The sequence below is a fragment of the Ideonella sp. A 288 genome (genome assembly GCF_002198735.1).
GTDB lineage: Bacteria > Pseudomonadota > Gammaproteobacteria > Burkholderiales > Burkholderiaceae_C > Pseudaquabacterium.
In genome coordinates, this window is the sequence record NZ_MWLO01000115.1 from 1 (window position 1) to 15,915 (window position 15,915).

The 15,915-nt window shown below is 68.2% G+C and carries 12 protein-coding genes and 1 pseudogene; 4 read left to right on the forward strand and 9 right to left on the reverse strand.

Translation table 11 applies throughout. The features are described 5' to 3' along the window. Positions 1 to 409 precede the first annotated feature (409 nt). The 9 genes and pseudogenes from EOINJALH_RS11815 to EOINJALH_RS11850 form a co-directional block, all read right to left on the reverse strand. Positions 410 to 1,183 carry an MBL fold metallo-hydrolase gene (locus EOINJALH_RS11815; RefSeq protein WP_088280561.1) on the reverse strand — a complete coding sequence of 258 codons (774 nt, stop codon included), beginning with the start codon at positions 1,181 to 1,183 and terminating at the stop codon, positions 410 to 412. A 203-nt stretch (positions 1,184 to 1,386) separates the two neighbouring features. After that, positions 1,387 to 2,055 (reverse strand): FHA domain-containing protein, encoded by a 669-nt coding sequence (locus EOINJALH_RS11820; protein ID WP_088280562.1) that lies wholly within the window; start codon positions 2,053 to 2,055, stop codon positions 1,387 to 1,389. Positions 2,056 to 2,124: 69 nt separating this feature from the next. After that, positions 2,125 to 2,910, reverse strand: a complete 786-nt coding sequence (locus EOINJALH_RS11825) for a Stp1/IreP family PP2C-type Ser/Thr phosphatase (RefSeq protein ID WP_088280563.1) — start codon at positions 2,908 to 2,910, stop codon at positions 2,125 to 2,127. Positions 2,911 to 3,142: 232 nt separating this feature from the next. Further along, positions 3,143 to 4,114: a serine/threonine-protein kinase gene (locus tag EOINJALH_RS11830; protein ID WP_158219732.1), complete on the reverse strand. Its 972-nt coding sequence runs from the start codon at positions 4,112 to 4,114 to the stop codon at positions 3,143 to 3,145. A 148-nt stretch (positions 4,115 to 4,262) separates the two neighbouring features. Next, the gene (locus EOINJALH_RS32730; protein ID WP_234413809.1) at positions 4,263 to 4,694 is read right to left on the reverse strand and encodes a universal stress protein; all 432 of its coding nucleotides are present in this window, start codon (positions 4,692 to 4,694) and stop codon (positions 4,263 to 4,265) included. 24 nt (positions 4,695 to 4,718) lie between these two features. Then, positions 4,719 to 5,462: pseudogene (locus tag EOINJALH_RS32735) on the reverse strand (TerC family protein); the annotation flags it as partial. A 424-nt stretch (positions 5,463 to 5,886) separates the two neighbouring features. Further along, the gene (gene sucD, locus EOINJALH_RS11840) at positions 5,887 to 6,780 is read right to left on the reverse strand and encodes a succinate--CoA ligase subunit alpha (RefSeq protein ID WP_088280566.1); all 894 of its coding nucleotides are present in this window, start codon (positions 6,778 to 6,780) and stop codon (positions 5,887 to 5,889) included. Positions 6,781 to 6,797: 17 nt separating this feature from the next. Further along, positions 6,798 to 7,958, reverse strand: a complete 1,161-nt coding sequence (sucC, locus tag EOINJALH_RS11845; protein WP_088280567.1) for an ADP-forming succinate--CoA ligase subunit beta — start codon at positions 7,956 to 7,958, stop codon at positions 6,798 to 6,800. 300 nt (positions 7,959 to 8,258) lie between these two features. Beyond that, positions 8,259 to 8,921 carry a GntR family transcriptional regulator gene (locus EOINJALH_RS11850; RefSeq protein WP_234413805.1) on the reverse strand — a complete coding sequence of 221 codons (663 nt, stop codon included), beginning with the start codon at positions 8,919 to 8,921 and terminating at the stop codon, positions 8,259 to 8,261. A gap of 186 nt (positions 8,922 to 9,107) precedes the next feature. Here EOINJALH_RS11850 and scpA point away from each other — a divergent pair, with 186 nt between their 5' ends. From scpA to EOINJALH_RS11870, 4 genes are read left to right on the forward strand one after another with little or no spacing between them, the layout of a single operon-like run. Further along, positions 9,108 to 11,267 carry a methylmalonyl-CoA mutase gene (gene scpA / locus EOINJALH_RS11855; RefSeq protein ID WP_088280568.1) on the forward strand — a complete coding sequence of 720 codons (2,160 nt, stop codon included), beginning with the start codon at positions 9,108 to 9,110 and terminating at the stop codon, positions 11,265 to 11,267. Between the two features lie 26 nt (positions 11,268 to 11,293). Then, on the forward strand, positions 11,294 to 12,301 hold the full coding sequence (gene meaB / locus EOINJALH_RS11860) for a methylmalonyl Co-A mutase-associated GTPase MeaB (protein WP_088280569.1): 1,008 nt from the start codon (positions 11,294 to 11,296) through the stop codon (positions 12,299 to 12,301). Between the two features lie 23 nt (positions 12,302 to 12,324). Beyond that, on the forward strand, positions 12,325 to 13,857 hold the full coding sequence (locus tag EOINJALH_RS11865) for an acyl-CoA carboxylase subunit beta (RefSeq protein ID WP_088280570.1): 1,533 nt from the start codon (positions 12,325 to 12,327) through the stop codon (positions 13,855 to 13,857). Between the two features lie 23 nt (positions 13,858 to 13,880). Further along, positions 13,881 to 15,911: an acetyl/propionyl/methylcrotonyl-CoA carboxylase subunit alpha gene (locus tag EOINJALH_RS11870; RefSeq protein ID WP_088280571.1), complete on the forward strand. Its 2,031-nt coding sequence runs from the start codon at positions 13,881 to 13,883 to the stop codon at positions 15,909 to 15,911. Positions 15,912 to 15,915: the final 4 nt, after the last annotated feature.

A 15,915-nucleotide genomic window follows, 5' to 3' on the forward strand; every position in this document is an offset into this window, starting at 1 on the left:
GGTGAGGGGGTGGGGGACACACAGAAGTTGCAGCCTTCGTGCCAACCCCTGATTCGAGGGTAGGGGGGTGAAAACCGGGACTTTCCACACACCCGGGCCGATGCGGCTGTCCAAAAGGGTCATGCTGCAATGCAGCACGGTGACGAATTTCGTCAACCGGGGCCCAGACCGTCGCTGCATTCAGGGTTTTTCGACTCCGTGTGGGGCCGCGTCTGTGCGGAGCCGAGCCTGCGCCCGCCCTCGCCGTTCGGGCACCCGACGGGCGGGGCGCAGGTCGGGCTTGGCCCCCAGGGTCACGGCGGAGGATCGCCGGGATGGGCGGCGGCGCTGCGCCCGTTGCACGGGTGCTGCCAGGCCGTTGTGGTGCCGCGGAGGAGCCGGGCGGGTGCCGCGACGAGCGGGTCGCCGCTCAGCCGAACTCGATCACCTGCCCCGCCACCAGTGCGGCGACGCGGTGCCGGTGGCCCAGCGCGTTGATCTCGGACATCACCGCGTCGATCTCGCCCGGCTTGATGTGCGTGATGTGCACCTGGGCCGGCTGGGTGAGGTGGGCCAGCTCACGCCCCAGGGCGGCCGGGTGCAGGTGGCGGCTGACGTTGGCGACGATGTGCTCGTCGTCGCGGAAGGCGGTCTCGATGACGAGGTGGGCCACCTTCATGTCGGCCAGGCGCTGCCACAGCCCCGGGTTGGGCGCGGTGTCGCCGGTGAAGACCCAGGCGCCGGTGTCCGACAGCACGGCGAAGCCGACGGCCGGCACGGTGTGCAGCGCGGGCAGCACCTCGATGCGCCGGCCGCGGCTGAAGTCGAGCGTCTGGCCGATCTCGAAGGGCTGCAGCGCCAGCACCGGCCGCTCGGCCGAGGGCAGGCGGGTGAAGTCGGGCCAGATCGCGCCGTTGAAGATGTGCGCCCGCAGCGCGTCCAGCGTGGCCGGCAGGCCGTGCACGCGGATCGGCGGGCGGCCCGCGCGCCGGCGCATCACGCTGTCGGCCAGCAGGGGCACGCCGAGCACGTGGTCGAGGTGCGAATGGCTCAGCAGCACATCGTCGACGCGTTCCAGCTGGGCCAGCGGCAGGTCGCCCACGCCAGTGCCGGCATCGATCAGGATGTCGTCGTCGAGCAGGAATGCCGTGGTGCGGCAGCCCTCGGCGATGGAGCCGGAACAGCCCAGGACCCGGATGTGCATGGGAGAGAAGGGGTGCGCCGTCGACCGCTGGCGTGGACGGCAGGTGTCAAAGCGCCATGGTGCGTTCGGGGGCCGGCCGCGGCAAGCGGGTTTTTCGACGCTTGCAGGGACATCGGTGCGGTGGCAGCGCCGCCGCATGGGGCCGCGTGACTTCCATCACGTGCGGTGGTGGCGCCGGCGGGGGGCGCCACCGCGGGGCCGGTTCAGCCCTGGACGAACTGCATCTGGGTGCCGGCCAGCTCGATCATGTCGCCGCTCTTGAGCGGCGCGGTGTCGGCCACCAGGGTGACGCCGTTCAGGCTGGGCCGCGCGGCACCTTCGACATGGGCGATCACGTAGCCGCTGGGCCGCTTGGTGATCGAGGCCACCTGCACCCCGGGCTTGCCGATGGTGGTAACGACCTTCGTGAGCGTGACCTCGCGGCCCGCGGCGGCGCCGCTGAGCACCTTGATCGAGGCCTGCAGGCCCAAGGACGCGCTGCCGAACGGCGGCGGCGTGTGCATGCCCCCCATCGGGGCCGGGCGGGGTTGGCCGAGGTTCATCTGCCCCGGCGCCATGATCATGGTCTTCTCGTAGTCGTTGCCCTCGTCGACCAGGTACTTGATCTTGTACTTGCCGATCTCGACCGTGTCGTTGTGGGCCAGCAACTGCTTCTTGACGGCCTTGCCGTTGATGTAGGTGCCGTTGGTGCTGTTCAGGTCGTCGATGAACACGTCCTGCCCGACCATCTGCAGCACCGCATGCTCGCCGCTGACGGCGAGGTTGTCGATCACGATGTCGTTGTAGGGCCTGCGACCGAGCGTGGTCTTGTCCTTGGTGATCTGGACTTCCTTGATGACCACACCATCGAGCGACACCACCAGCTTGCCCATGCTTGACCTTTTTTCGAGTATCGGGTCCGTCCCTCGCACCCGTTTGACGCGTGCTGGGTCGTCTGCCGTTCAGCGCCCGAATCGCCACCAGGGTTTGGACGTTGCGGCCGAACTGCTCGCCACCCGCACGAGAACCAGCGCGATATTATCCTTTCCGCCTGCCTCGTTGGCGGCGGCGATCAGGCCCTGTCCGACAGACGGTAACGCGTCGTGCGCCTGCAACAGCCGGGCGATGGTCGAATCCTCGAGCATGTCGGACAGGCCGTCCGAGCACATCAGGTAGATGTCGCCGGGCAGCACCTCGTGCAGGTGCGTTTCGAGCAGCACGGTGTCTTCCACGCCCACGGCGCGGGTGACCAGGTTCTTATTGGCCGAGAACACCGCCTGCTCGGGCGTGATGAGCCCGGCATCGATCTGTTCCTGCAGCAGCGAATGGTCGCGCGTGATCTGAACGAACTGCCCTTCGCGCAGGCGGTAGGCGCGCGAATCGCCGACGTGGCCCAGGCGCAGCTGGCCCTCGCGGAATACCGCCACCACCAGCGTGGTGCCCATGCCGGCGTACTGCGGGTTGGCATTGGCGGCGTTGAAGATGGCGCGGTTGGCGTTGTCGACGCAGATGTCCATCGCGCGGCGGATCTCGGCGTCGCTGGCGCGGCCACCGGCCTCCTGCAGCCAGCGGCCGAATTCGGTCTTGATGAACGAGGTGGCCATGTTGCTGGCGACTTCACCCGCGTTGTAGCCACCCATGCCATCGGCCAGCACGGCCAGGGCATTGGCTTCGTCGACCGCGACGGAGTCCTCGTTGTTCGAGCGCGCGCGGCCGGTGTCGACGGCGTGAAAGAACTCGAGACTCATTCGGTGGGCAAGGCCGGTTTCGGGGTTTCGAACGATTGTGCCTTGCCTGCCGCGGCCGATCGGCCCGGGTGGACCCGAAGCCGTGGGGGACTGCACATCCGATGCCGCACTGGCACTGCACCGAGTGCTTCAATGGCGGTCGGGCCGCGGGGCCGCCGTGGCGGTCAGGTGGTCGGCGGTGTCGTGCGTGGCGCCGCCTCGGGCGCGGGCCGAGTGACGGTCAGTGCGTCGGTCAGGGCGCCGGGCGGGTGCTCTGCAGGGCGCCAGGCAGGGCATCCGCCAGCGCATCCAGCCGGGCCGCATAGGCCACCAGGTCGGCAGGGCGGTCGGTCGCCTCGCGCGACAAGGCCTGGGTGACGGCTTCGGTCACGGCGGCGGGCAGGTCGGGCCGCAGGTCCTGCAGCCGGGCGCCGGGGCTGCTGGCGATGGCCCGCAGCAGCTCGCCGAGGGTGGCTGCCAGGTGCGGCCGCCGACCGGTGAGCAACTCGAACAACAGCACGCCCAGCGCATAGGTGTCGACGGCTGCGGTCGCCGGCTGGCCGGCCAGTTGCTCGGGGGCCATGTACGAAGGCGTGCCGAGCGTCATGCCGGTGCGCGTGGTGCTGCCGTCGTCGATGCGGGCGACGCCGAAATCGAGCAGGGTGACCCGGCCGGTGGGAAGATCGAACAGGACATTCGACGGCTTGAGGTCGCGATGCACCACGCCATGCGCATGCGCATGGGCGAGTGCGTCGGCCACCCGCGCGCCAACGCGCAGGGCCAGGGGCTCGGGCAGCAATCTGGCGGGCTGGGTGTAGCGGTCCAGTGGCATGCCGGGCGCCAGGGCCATGACCAGCCACTGCTGGTCGCCATGCTCGCCGGCATCGAGCACGGCGGCGATGCCCGGATGGTCGAGCCGACGTGCCGCCTGCCACTCGCGTGAGGCCGTGGGCCCGGCCAGCGCATGCTCCCGCATGGCCCGCGCCATGAACTTGATCGCGACGTGGGCGCCGGTGCGCTTGTCGACCGCGAGGACAACCTCGCCGACGGCGCCCTCGCCGAGTGCGTGCTCGAGCTGGTAGCGGTCGGTGAAGGAGGGGTCTGCCGTGGGCGGCGGCGCCGCTGCGGCGGGGTGGTCGGGGGGCTTTGCGGCGGCCCCGCGCCGGCCGGCGGCTCGCCACTGCCGGCACGATTCCACCAGGCGCCGCCACGTGCCCCCGGGCATCACGGGTCGGCCGGCTCGGGGCCCGGGTGGGTGCCGGGTGGGGCGCATCGGCGGCTTGGCACCGGCCGCGCCAGCGCAGCCCGCGCGAATGCTGACCGCGCCGGCGCAACCGGCGCGAGTGCCGGCCTGCCATGCCGACGATGGCCGTTCACTTGACCAGCGTGACGGGAACGCCCGCGTGCTCGATCGCGATTTGCGCCACCGATCCGAGCAGCGCCGCCGTGGACGAGCCCAGGCCTCGCGTGCCCATCACGATGAGGTCGCAGCCCTGCGCCTGGGCCACTTCGGCGATGGTCTGGCCGGGCGAGCCGACGCGCTGGTGCACCTGGTGCGCGATGCCGCTGGATTCGACCAGGGCCTTGGCCGGGGCCAGGGCTTCGTCGGCGCGCTCCTGGTGGTACTCCTGGATCGACTTGCTGGCGATGAACGCCGACACATCGCCCGAGACCGGCAACTGCACGTTGAGCAGGTGCAGCACCAGCGCGGACGGATCGCGCAGTTCCTGGCGCAGCGCCAGCACATGCTGCACGGCCTTCTGCGAGGCCTCGGAGCCGTCGACGGCCACCAGCACGCTGCGCATCAAGCCGCTGGGCTGCGCCGCGGCCGTGATGGCCGAGGGCGCCGGCTTGGCGGCGGCGCCGCGGCGGCTGACCAGCCACTTGCCGACCAGCAGCACCAGCAAGGCACCGGCCACGCCGGCGCCGTATCGAATGGCGTCCGTGGCGGCGATCTTGGGCATCTGGGGCATGACCTCTGGGTTGATCAGCGCGGGGTCGGTGACGATCATCGTACCGGCGATCCAGCCGAGCAGCATGCCGCCGAGTGTGATGATCAGCGGGAAACGATCCATGAGCTTGATCACCATCTGGCTGCCCCAGACGATGATCGGGATGCTGATCAGCACCCCGAAGATGACCAGCGCCATGCTGTGGTCGCCGCCGGTGGCTTCGGCCGCACCGGCGATGGCGATGACGTTGTCCACGCTCATCACGAAGTCGGCCACGATCACGGTCTTCACCGCTCCCCAGAGCCGGTCGCTGCCTTCGATGTTGGCGTGGCCTTCCTCATGCTCGGGCATGAGCAGCTTGACGCCGATCCAGAGCAGGAGGATTGCACCGACCACCTTGAGGAACGGGATGGCCAGCAGTTGCAGCGCAAAGAAGATCAGCACGATGCGCAGCACGATCGCGCCCGCGGTGCCCCAGAGGATGCCTTGAGTGCGCTGCTTGGGCGGCAGCTTGCGGCAGGCCAGGGCGATCACGACGGCGTTGTCTCCGCCGAGCAGGATGTCGATCATGATGATCTGGCCGACAGCGATCCAGAACTCGGTGGTCATGAACATTTCCATCGCGTGCGTTCCTTGGTTTCTTGTTGGGGGGACTGGCGGGGAAGAAAACCAGTGTAGGGTCCCGAAGCGCCGCGGCGGTGCGTGGAACTACGGACCGGCACCGTGCGGCGCTGGGCAGCATCGAACCGCGGTCCAGGTCCGTCGGGCGCTCTGTGAAGAGGCCCCGCCGTGCTGGTGAGCGGGCGCAGTGCTGCCGAGGTGCAGCGCAGGGCCGCCCCCTCGGCGACCGGCGATTGGTGCAGGGCGCAGTGCCAAACGGCGCAGGGGAGCCCGGGGCGAGCGGCGCCAGAGTGGTCGCTCGGGCGTCGAGCGTCGGAGGCTTGCTGCGCCCCGACGGGACGCCATCACGGCGGCCGGGATGCCTCAGCCACGCCGCCGTGGGCCGCGCAAGGTCGGAGGACCGCGCGGCCCAAAGGCGTGGGCTTTACAGCAAGGCCTTCAACAACTTCGCCATCTCGCTGGGGTTGCGGGTGATGGTGAAGCCGCACTCTTCCATGATGGCGAGCTTGGCGTCGGCGGTGTCGGCGCCGCCGGAGATCAGCGCACCGGCGTGGCCCATGCGCTTGCCCGCGGGGGCGGTGACGCCGGCGATGAAGCCGACGATCGGCTTCTTCATGTTGGCCTGGCACCAACGAGCCGCTTCGGCCTCGTCCGGCCCGCCGATCTCGCCGATCATGATCACCGCGTCGGTGTCCGGGTCGTCGTTGAACAGGCGCATCACGTCGATGTGCTTCAGGCCGTTGATCGGGTCGCCGCCGATGCCCACGGCGCTGGACTGGCCCAGACCGATCTCGGTGAGCTGCGCCACTGCTTCATAGGTCAGCGTGCCCGAGCGGCTGACCACCCCGATGCGCCCCTTGCGGTGGATGTGCCCCGGCATGATGCCGATCTTGATCTCTTCCGGCGTGATCAGGCCCGGGCAGTTCGGCCCCAGCAGCAGCGTCTTCTTGCCGCCGGCGGCTTCCTTGGCCTTCATCTTGTTGCGCACTTCCAGCATGTCCCGCACGGGGATGCCTTCGGTGATGCAGATCGCCAGGTCCAGGTCGGCTTCCACCGCTTCCCAGATGGCCGCGGCCGCGCCCGCGGGCGGCACGTAGATCACGCTGACGGTGGCGCCTTGTTGCTGCGCGGCTTCCTTCACGCTGGCGTAGATCGGGATGTCGGCGAACTTCTCGCCCGCCTTCTTCGGGTTGACGCCGGCCACGAAGCAGTTCTTGCCGTTGGCATAGGCCTGGCAGCCCAGCGTGTGGAACTGCCCCGTCTTGCCCGTGATGCCCTGGGTGATGACGCGGGTGTCTTTGTTGATCAGGATGCTCATGTGTGTTCTCCCGCGCTTCAGGCGACTGCAGCGACGATCTTGGTGGCCGCCTCGGCCATGGTGTCGGCCGCGATGATGGGCAGGCCCGAGTCGGCCAGCATCTTCTTGCCGATGTCTTCGTTGGTGCCCTTCATGCGCACCACCAGCGGCACGCTCAGGTTCACCGCCTTGCAGGCGGTGATCACGCCTTCGGCGATGGTGTCGCACTTCATGATGCCGCCGAAGATGTTGACCAGGATGCCCTTGACGCTCTTGTTCGCGAGCATGATCTTGAAGGCCTCGGTCACCTTCTCGGCGGTGGCGCCACCGCCCACGTCCAGGAAGTTGGCCGGCTCGCCGCCGAACAGCTTGATGGTGTCCATCGTGGCCATGGCCAGGCCCGCGCCGTTGACCAGGCAGCCGATGTTGCCGTCCAGGCTGATGTAGGCCAGGTCGAACTTGCTGGCCTCCACTTCGGCCGGGTCTTCTTCGTCCAGATCGCGGTAGGCCACGATCTCGGGGTGGCGGAACAGCGCGTTGGCGTCGAAGTTGAACTTGGCGTCCAGGGCCTTCACGCCGCCGCCGCCTTCGAGGATCAGCGGGTTGATCTCGGCCAGGCTCGCGTCGGTGTCCATGTAGGTCTTGTAGAGCTTCTTCAGCACGTCCACGGCCTGGGCCTGGCTGGCCTCGGGCACGCCGATGCCCTGGGCCAGTTGCAGGGCCTGCGCGTCGGTCAGGCCGACGGCGGGCTCGACGAAGACCTTGATGATCTTCTCGGGGGTGGAATGGGCCACCTCTTCGATGTCCATGCCGCCTTCGGACGAGGCCATCATCGCGACCTTCTGCGTGGCACGGTCGGTGAGGGCGGCGACGTAGTACTCTTTCTTGATGTCGGCGCCTTCTTCGATGAGCAGGCGGCGCACCTTCTGGCCTTCGGGGCCGGTCTGGTGGGTCTTGAGCTGCATGCCCAGGATCTCACCGGCCAGGGCCTTGACCTCGTCGATGGAGCGGGCGAGCTTGACGCCGCCGCCCTTGCCGCGGCCGCCGGCGTGGATCTGGGCCTTGACCACCCAGACCTTGCCGCCCAGCTTCTGCGCGGCTTCCACCGCCTCTTGCACCGTGAACGCAGGGAAGCCCCGCGGCACAGGCACGCCAAACTGGCGCAGGATCTCTTTGCCTTGGTATTCGTGGATCTTCATCGGGGCTCCTGATGGAAAGGTCGTTTGGCGCCACTGGCGCAGCGCGCGGAAGGTTATCGGGCTTGGCTGACCGCAAGCTGATGGTTTGCCGCGGTCGGTGGGGTGGGGACGACGAAGATCGTCGCCCGGGAGACAAAGTCAGAGGCTGAGAGTTGTTCGAGCGTGCCTGAGCGGCGCGTCAGAAGGTGTCCGATCTAGGCGCGAAGCACAGGCATGGCTCGGGCCATGGCGAGCATTCGCAACGACGAGCGGGCGACTTCTGGCGTGATGAGCGGGCATGATCGGGCGACTCTCAGTCTCTCAGGCGGCAGCAGCCTCCAGACCGCTGTCGAAGTGGGCGCGCATCATGCGCTGGGCGTCTTCGGGGTCGCGCGCCTCGATGGCCTGCATCAGCGCGCGGTGCTCGGCCAGCGATTCGGTGAGCCGCCCCTGCTTGAACAGCGAATGGTGGCGGTTGAGCTTCATCACCTTGCGCAGGTCGGTGACGATCTGCTGCGTCCAGCGGTTGCCGGCGATCTCGAGCAGCAGCAGGTGGAACTGCTCGTTCGTGGCGAAGAAGGCGTCGCGCTGGCGCACCTGCTTTTCCAGCCGGTCGTGCAGCTCGCGCAACTGCTGGCGCTGGGCGTCGGTGGCGTTGCGGGCCACCAGCGCCGCGGCATCGCTTTCCAGCAGTCCCAGCAGGTGGTAGACCTGGGCCACGTCCTCGCGCGACACCTCGGTGACGTAGGCGCCGCGGCGCACCTTCATGGTGACCAGGCCTTCGACCGCCAGCACCTTCAGCGCCTCGCGCAGCGGCGTGCGGCTGATGCCGTATTCGCTGGCGAGCTTCATCTCGTCGATCCAGCTGCCGGGCTCGAGCTGCCGGGTGAAGATCTGCTGGCGCAGGCGCTCGGCCACGTCCTGATAAAGGGCACGTGGCGACAGGCTGCGGGGGGCAGAATCGTCGACGATCGCGGTGGACACGGGCAGGAGCGTTTGTCAGCGCTGTGTTGGTTTTGAATTCATAATTATGCATAATCGTCGCGGTTCGGCAAGTACCGGATGCCACGGGCCGAAGCCACACGGCGCCGCGCGCACCACCGAACACGCCGCAACCAAGACACCGGGCCGACCCACCCGACCACGCACCCAGGGCCGAGGAGAACCACCATGAGCGCCACCCCAGAATTCAACCCCGCCACGCTGGACCAGTGGGCCAAGGCCGCCGCCAAGTCGGCGCCGGGGGGCGACGTGCAGGCGCTGAACTGGGTGACGCCCGAGGGCCTCACCGTCAAGCCGCTGTACACCGCGGCCGACACCGCCGCGCTGCCGCATGCCGACACGCTGCCGGGCTTCGAGCCCTTCATCCGCGGCCCGCAGGCCACGATGTACGCGGTGCGGCCTTGGACGATCCGCCAGTACGCGGGCTTTTCCACCGCGGAAGAGAGCAACGCGTTCTACCGCAAGGCGCTGGCCGCCGGCGGTCAGGGCGTGAGCGTGGCCTTCGACCTGGCCACCCATCGCGGCTACGACAGCGACCACCCGCGAGTGACGGGCGACGTGGGCAAGGCCGGCGTGGCCATCGATTCGGTCGAGGACATGAAGATCCTGTTCGACCAGATCCCGCTCGACAAGGTGAGCGTGAGCATGACGATGAACGGCGCCGTGCTGCCGGTGCTGGCCGGCTACGTGGTGGCGGCCGAAGAGCAGGGCGTGTCGCAAGAGAAGTTGAGCGGGACCATCCAGAACGACATCCTCAAGGAGTTCATGGTCCGCAACACCTACATCTACCCGCCCGAGCCGAGCATGCGCATCATCGGCGACATCATCGAGTACACGGCGCAGAAGATGCCGAAGTTCAACTCGATCAGCATCTCGGGCTACCACATGCAGGAAGCCGGCGCCAACCAGGCGCTGGAACTGGCCTTCACGCTGGCCGACGGCAAGGAGTACGTGAAGACCGCGCTGGCCAAGGGCCTGGACGTGGACGACTTCGCCGGGCGCCTGAGCTTCTTCTGGGCGATCGGGATGAACTTCTACCTCGAGATCGCCAAGATGCGCGCCGGCCGCCTGCTGTGGACGCGCATCATGAAGGGCTTCAACGCCAAGAGCCCGAAGAGCCTGATGCTGCGCACGCACTGCCAGACCAGCGGCTGGAGCCTCACCGAGCAAGACCCGTATAACAACGTCGTGCGCACCACCATCGAGGCCATGGCCGCGGTGTTCGGCGGCACGCAAAGCCTGCACACCAACAGCTTCGACGAGGCCATCGCGCTGCCCACCGAGTTCTCGGCCCGCATCGCGCGCAACACGCAGCTCATCATCCAGGAGGAGACGCACATCACCAACGTGGTCGACCCCTGGGCCGGCAGCTACATGATGGAGTCGCTCACCCAGCAGATGGCCGACGCGGCCTGGGCGATCATCGAAGAGGTCGAGGCCATGGGCGGCATGACCAAGGCCGTCGACAGCGGCTGGGCCAAGCTCAAGATCGAGGCCAGCGCGGCCGAGAAGCAGGCCCGCATCGACAGCGGCAAGGACGTGATCGTCGGCGTCAACAAGTACAAGCTGAAGACGCAGGACGCGGTCGAGATCCGCGAGGTCGACAACGTGGCGGTGCGTGATTCGCAGATCGCCCGGCTGAAGGCCATCAAGGCCGCGCGCGACGGCGCCAAGGTCACGGCCGCGCTCGACGCGCTCACCGCCGCCGCCAAGTCCGGCCAGGGCAACCTGCTGGCGCTGGCCATCGCCGCCATCCGCCTGCGCGCCACGGTGGGCGAGGTGAGCGATGCGCTCGAAGCCGTTTACGGGCGCCACCGCGCCGACATCCAGAAGGTGACCGGTGTGTACGCAGCCGCCTACGACAGTGCCGAGGGTTGGGACAAGCTGAAGGCCGAGATCGCGGCCTTTGCAGAGAGCGCCGGCCGCCGCCCGCGCGTGATGATTGCCAAGCTGGGCCAGGACGGCCACGACCGCGGTGCCAAGGTGGTGGCCACGGCCTTTGCCGACCTGGGCTACGACGTCGACATGGGCCCGCTGTTCCAGACGCCCGAGGAGTGCGCGCGCCAGGCCATCGAGAACGACGTGCACGCGGTGGGCGTGTCCACGCTGGCGGCCGGCCACAAGACGCTGGTGCCGGCCATCATCGCCGAGCTGAAGAAGCAGGGCGCCGACGACATCATCGTGTTCGTCGGCGGCGTGATCCCGGCGCAGGACTACGATCAGCTCTACGCCGATGGCGTGAAGGGCATCTACGGCCCCGGCACGCCGATCCCGGTGAGCGCGAAGGACGTGCTCGAGCAGATCCGCAAGGCCCAGTCCGCCGCCTGATCACCCCAAGGCGACCGGAACCCGTGATGCTGGCCGACCAGGCCCTGCTCGATGGTGTGCTCGCGCCCGACGGCGTGCGGCAGCGCCGTGCCGTGGCCAAGGCGATCACGCTGCTCGAATCCACCCGCGCCGACCACCGCGCACGTGCCGATGCGCTGCTCGATGCGCTGCTGCCGCACAGCGGTCGCTCGTTCCGCCTGGGCATCAGCGGCGTGCCGGGCGTGGGCAAGAGCACCTTCATCGAAGGCCTGGGGCTGCATCTCATCGGCCTGGGCCACCGCGTGGCGGTGCTGGCGGTGGACCCCTCGTCCAGCGTCTCGGGCGGTTCGATCCTGGGCGACAAGACGCGCATGGAGCACCTGTCGGTGCACGAGCGCGCCTACATCCGCCCCAGCCCCAGCAGCGGCACGCTGGGCGGCGTGGCAGAGAAGACGCGCGAGGCCATGCTGGTGTGCGAGGCCGCCGGCCACGACGTGGTGATCGTCGAGACCGTGGGCGTGGGCCAGAGCGAAACCGCTGTGGCCGGCATGACCGACATGTTCGTGCTGCTGCAGTTGCCCAATGCCGGCGACGACCTGCAGGCCATCAAGAAGGGCGTGATGGAACTGGCCGACCTGGTGGTCATCAACAAGGCCGACCTCGACGAGGCGGCGGCCACGCGGGCGCGGGCGCAGATCACCTCGTCGCTGCGGCTGATCGGTATGCACGGCAATCCGGACCACCTTCACCACGACACCAGCGTGTGGCAGCCGCAGGTGATGCAGTTGAGCGCGCTGAAGGGCACGGGCCTGCCCGAGTTCTGGGCCGCCGTCAGCCGCTTCCGCACACTGCAGACCGCCAATGGCCGGCTTGCCGCCCGCCGCCATGCGCAGGACCAGGCCTGGATGTGGGAACGCATCGACGCCGGCCTGCAACAGCGTTTCAAGTCCCATCCCGATGTGCGGGGCGCCTTGCCCGCACTCACCGACGACGTGCGCGCCGGCCGCGTCGCGGCTTCCGTGGCCGCGCGGCGGCTGCTCGACCTGTTCCATTGAGTTTCGACCGAGGAGAACCACACATGCATGACATTCAGCAGAAGCTGGAAGCGATGCGCGCCAAGGCCCGACTGGGCGGCGGGCAAAAACGCATCGACGGGCAGCACGCCAAGGGCAAGCTCACCGCGCGCGAGCGGCTCGAACTGCTGCTCGACGAGGGCACGTTCGAGGAGTGGGACATGTTCGTCGAGCACCGCTGTGCCGACTTCGGCATGGCCGACAACAAGATCCCCGGCGACGGCGTGGTCACCGGCTACGGCATGATCAACGGCCGGCTGGTCTTCGTCTTCAGTCAGGACTTCACCGTCTTCGGCGGCGCGCTCAGCGAGGCCCATGCCGAGAAGATCTGCAAGATCATGGACCAGGCGATGAAGGTCGGCGCACCGGTGATCGGCCTGAACGATTCTGGCGGTGCGCGCATCCAGGAAGGCGTCGCGTCGCTGGGCGGTTATGCCGACGTGTTCCAGCGCAACGTGATGGCCTCGGGCGTGATCCCGCAGATCAGCCTGATCATGGGCCCCTGCGCCGGCGGCGCGGTGTATTCGCCGGCCATGACCGACTTCATCTTCATGGTGAAGGACAGCTCCTACATGTTCGTCACCGGCCCCGAGGTGGTGAAGACCGTGACGCACGAGGAGGTCACCGCCGAGGAACTGGGCGGCGCCACCACGCACAACACCAAGAGTGGCGTAGCCGACATGGCCTTCGAGAACGACGTCGAGGCCATCCTGATGCTGCGGCGCTTCTACAACTACCTGCCGCTGAACAACCGCGAGAAGCCGCCGGTGCGGCCCAGTGGCGACCCCGCCGGGCGCCTGGACCATTCGCTCGACACGCTGGTGCCCGACAACCCGAACAAGCCCTACGAGATCAAGGAACTGATCTACAAGGTGGTGGACGACGGCGACTTCTTCGAGATCCAGCGCGACTACGCCAAGAACATCGTCGTGGGCATGGCGCGCATGGACGGGCAGACCGTGGGCATCGTCGCCAACAACCCGCAGGTGCTGGCCGGCTGCCTGGACATCAAGAGCAGCATCAAGGCCGCGCGCTTCGTGCGCTTCTGCGATGCCTTCAACATCCCGGTCGTCACCTTCGTCGACGTGCCCGGCTTCATGCCCGGCACCAGCCAGGAATACGGCGGCATCATCAAGCACGGCGCCAAGCTGCTGTACGCGTATGCCGAGTGCACCGTGCCCAAGGTCACCGTGATCACCCGCAAGGCCTACGGCGGCGCCTACGACGTGATGAGCTCCAAGCACCTGCGCGGCGACGTCAACTTCGCCTGGCCCAATGCCGAGATCGCGGTGATGGGCGCCAAGGGCGCGGTGGAGATCATCTTCCGCGAGGACAAGGGCGACCCGGCCAAGCTGGCCGCGAAGGAGGCCGAGTACAAGGCCCGCTTCGCCAACCCGTTTGTCGCCGGCGCGCGCGGCTTCATCGACGACGTGATCCAGCCGCACGAAACCCGCAAGCGCATCTGCCGCTCGCTGGCGATGCTGAAGGACAAGAAGCTCGAGAACCCGTGGCGCAAGCACGGCAACATCCCTTTGTGAGCGCGCGCCAGGAGAACCCAACCATGTTCACGAAGATTCTGATTGCCAACCGCGGCGAGATCGCTTGCCGGGTCATCAAGACGGCCAAGAAGATGGGCATCGCCACGGTGGCGGTGTACTCCGAGGCCGACCGCGACGCGCGCCATGTCGAACTGGCCGACGAGGCGGTGTTCATCGGCGCGGCGCCCAGCCGCGAGTCGTACCTGGTGGCCGACAAGATCATCGCCGCGTGCAAGAGCACCGGCGCGCAGGCCGTGCACCCGGGCTACGGCTTCCTATCCGAGAACGAGGGCTTCGCCCGCCGGCTCGAAGAAGAGGGCATCACCTTCATCGGTCCCAAGCACTACAGCATCGCCGCGATGGGCGACAAGATCGCGTCGAAGAAGCTGGCGCTCGAGGCCAAGGTCAACACCATCCCGGGCTGGAACGAGGCCATCGAGACGCCCGAGCGGGCGGTGGAGATCGCCCAGGGCATCGGCTACCCGGTGATGATCAAGGCCAGCGCCGGCGGTGGCGGCAAGGGCCTGCGCGTGGCCTTCAACGACAAGGAGGCCTTCGAGGGCTTCTCGGCCTGCCGCAACGAGGCGCGCAACAGCTTCGGCGACGACCGGGTCTTCATCGAGAAGTTCGTCGAGAGCCCGCGCCACATCGAGATCCAGGTGCTGGGCGATGCGCAGGGCAATTGCGTCTACCTCAACGAACGCGAGTGCTCGATCCAGCGCCGCCACCAGAAGGTGATCGAGGAGGCGCCGTCGCCCTTCATCAGCGATGCCACCCGCAAGGCCATGGGCGAGCAGGCCGTGGCCCTGGCCAAGGCGGTGCGGTACCAGAGCGCGGGCACGGTGGAGTTCGTGGTCGGCAAGGACCAGAGCTTCTACTTCCTCGAGATGAACACGCGGCTGCAGGTGGAGCACCCGGTGACCGAGTGCATCACCGGGCTCGACCTGGTCGAGCAGATGATCCGCGTGGCCGCGGGCGAGCCGCTGGGTTTCACGCAGGCCGATGTCAAGCGCACCGGCTGGGCGATGGAATGCCGCATCAACGCCGAGGATCCGTTCCGCGGCTTCCTGCCGTCCACAGGCCGGCTGGTGCGCTACCTGCCGCCGGCGCAGACCATGGAATCGGCGCAGCCGGTGCCCGAGGGCGGCGGCGTGCGGGTGGACACCGGCGTGTACGAGGGCGGCGAGATCCCGATGTACTACGACTCGATGATCGCCAAGCTGATCGTGCACGGCGTCGATCGCAACGACGCCATCGCCCGCATGCGCGAGGCGCTGAACGGTTTCGTCATCCGCGGGGTGTCGAGCAACATCCCGTTCCAGGCGGCGCTGCTGGCGCACCCGAAGTTTGTCTCGGGCGACTTCAACACCGGCTTCATCGCCGAGAACTACCCCAAGGGCTTCCGCGCCGAGGACGTGCCGCACGACGACCCCGACTTCCTGGTGGCGCTGGCGGCCGCCGTGAACCGGCGTTATCTGGGCCGCGCCGCGGGCATCAGCGGGCAGTTGCCAGGGCATGGCGTGCGCATCGGCAAGGACTACGTGGCCGTGGTGCGCGGCGAAGCCGGTGCGCATGTGCACAAGAAGCTGCAGACGCGCCTGAGCGACACCGGCATCAAGGTCACGGTGGGCGAGCGGGTGTACGACCTGGACGGCGACTGGAGCTTCGGCGGCATCCGGGCCAGCGGCACCTGCAACGGCCGGCCGTTCACCGCCCAGATCGAGCGCCACGGCCTGTGGCTCAGCGTGTCGCACAACGGCCTGGCCATCGACGTGCAGGTGCTGCGCGCGCGGGCCGCCGAACTGCTGCGCGTGATGCCGTTCAAGGTGCCGCCGGACATGAGCAAGTTCCTGCTGTCGCCGATGCCTGGCCTGCTGGCCGACGTGGTGGTCAAGCCCGGCCAGACCGTGCAGGCTGGCGAGCGGCTGGCGGTGATCGAGGCGATGAAGATGGAGAACATCCTCACCGCCGCGCAGGAGGGCGTGGTCGCCGAGATCCTGGCCACCAAGGGCGAGAGCCTGTCGGTGGACCAGCCGATCATCAGGTTCGCCTGAGGGA

Excerpts from the sequence above, each read along its gene's own strand:
- EOINJALH_RS11865 (WP_088280570.1), top strand. The coding sequence starts at position 12,325 with ATGCATGACATTCAGCAGAAGCTGGAAGCGATGCGCGCCAAGGCCCGA.
- scpA (WP_088280568.1), top strand. The coding sequence starts at position 9,108 with ATGAGCGCCACCCCAGAATTCAACCCCGCCACGCTGGACCAGTGGGCC.
- EOINJALH_RS11820 (WP_088280562.1), bottom strand. The coding sequence starts at position 2,055 with ATGGGCAAGCTGGTGGTGTCGCTCGATGGTGTGGTCATCAAGGAAGTC.
- EOINJALH_RS11815 (WP_088280561.1), bottom strand. The coding sequence starts at position 1,183 with ATGCACATCCGGGTCCTGGGCTGTTCCGGCTCCATCGCCGAGGGCTGC.
- EOINJALH_RS32730 (WP_234413809.1), bottom strand. The coding sequence starts at position 4,694 with ATGCGCAGCGTGCTGGTGGCCGTCGACGGCTCCGAGGCCTCGCAGAAG.
- EOINJALH_RS11825 (WP_088280563.1), bottom strand. The coding sequence starts at position 2,910 with ATGAGTCTCGAGTTCTTTCACGCCGTCGACACCGGCCGCGCGCGCTCG.
- meaB (WP_088280569.1), top strand. The coding sequence starts at position 11,294 with ATGCTGGCCGACCAGGCCCTGCTCGATGGTGTGCTCGCGCCCGACGGC.
- sucC (WP_088280567.1), bottom strand. The coding sequence starts at position 7,958 with ATGAAGATCCACGAATACCAAGGCAAAGAGATCCTGCGCCAGTTTGGC.
- sucD (WP_088280566.1), bottom strand. The coding sequence starts at position 6,780 with ATGAGCATCCTGATCAACAAAGACACCCGCGTCATCACCCAGGGCATC.
- EOINJALH_RS11870 (WP_088280571.1), top strand. The coding sequence starts at position 13,881 with ATGTTCACGAAGATTCTGATTGCCAACCGCGGCGAGATCGCTTGCCGG.
- EOINJALH_RS11830 (WP_158219732.1), bottom strand. The coding sequence starts at position 4,114 with ATGCCCGGGGGCACGTGGCGGCGCCTGGTGGAATCGTGCCGGCAGTGG.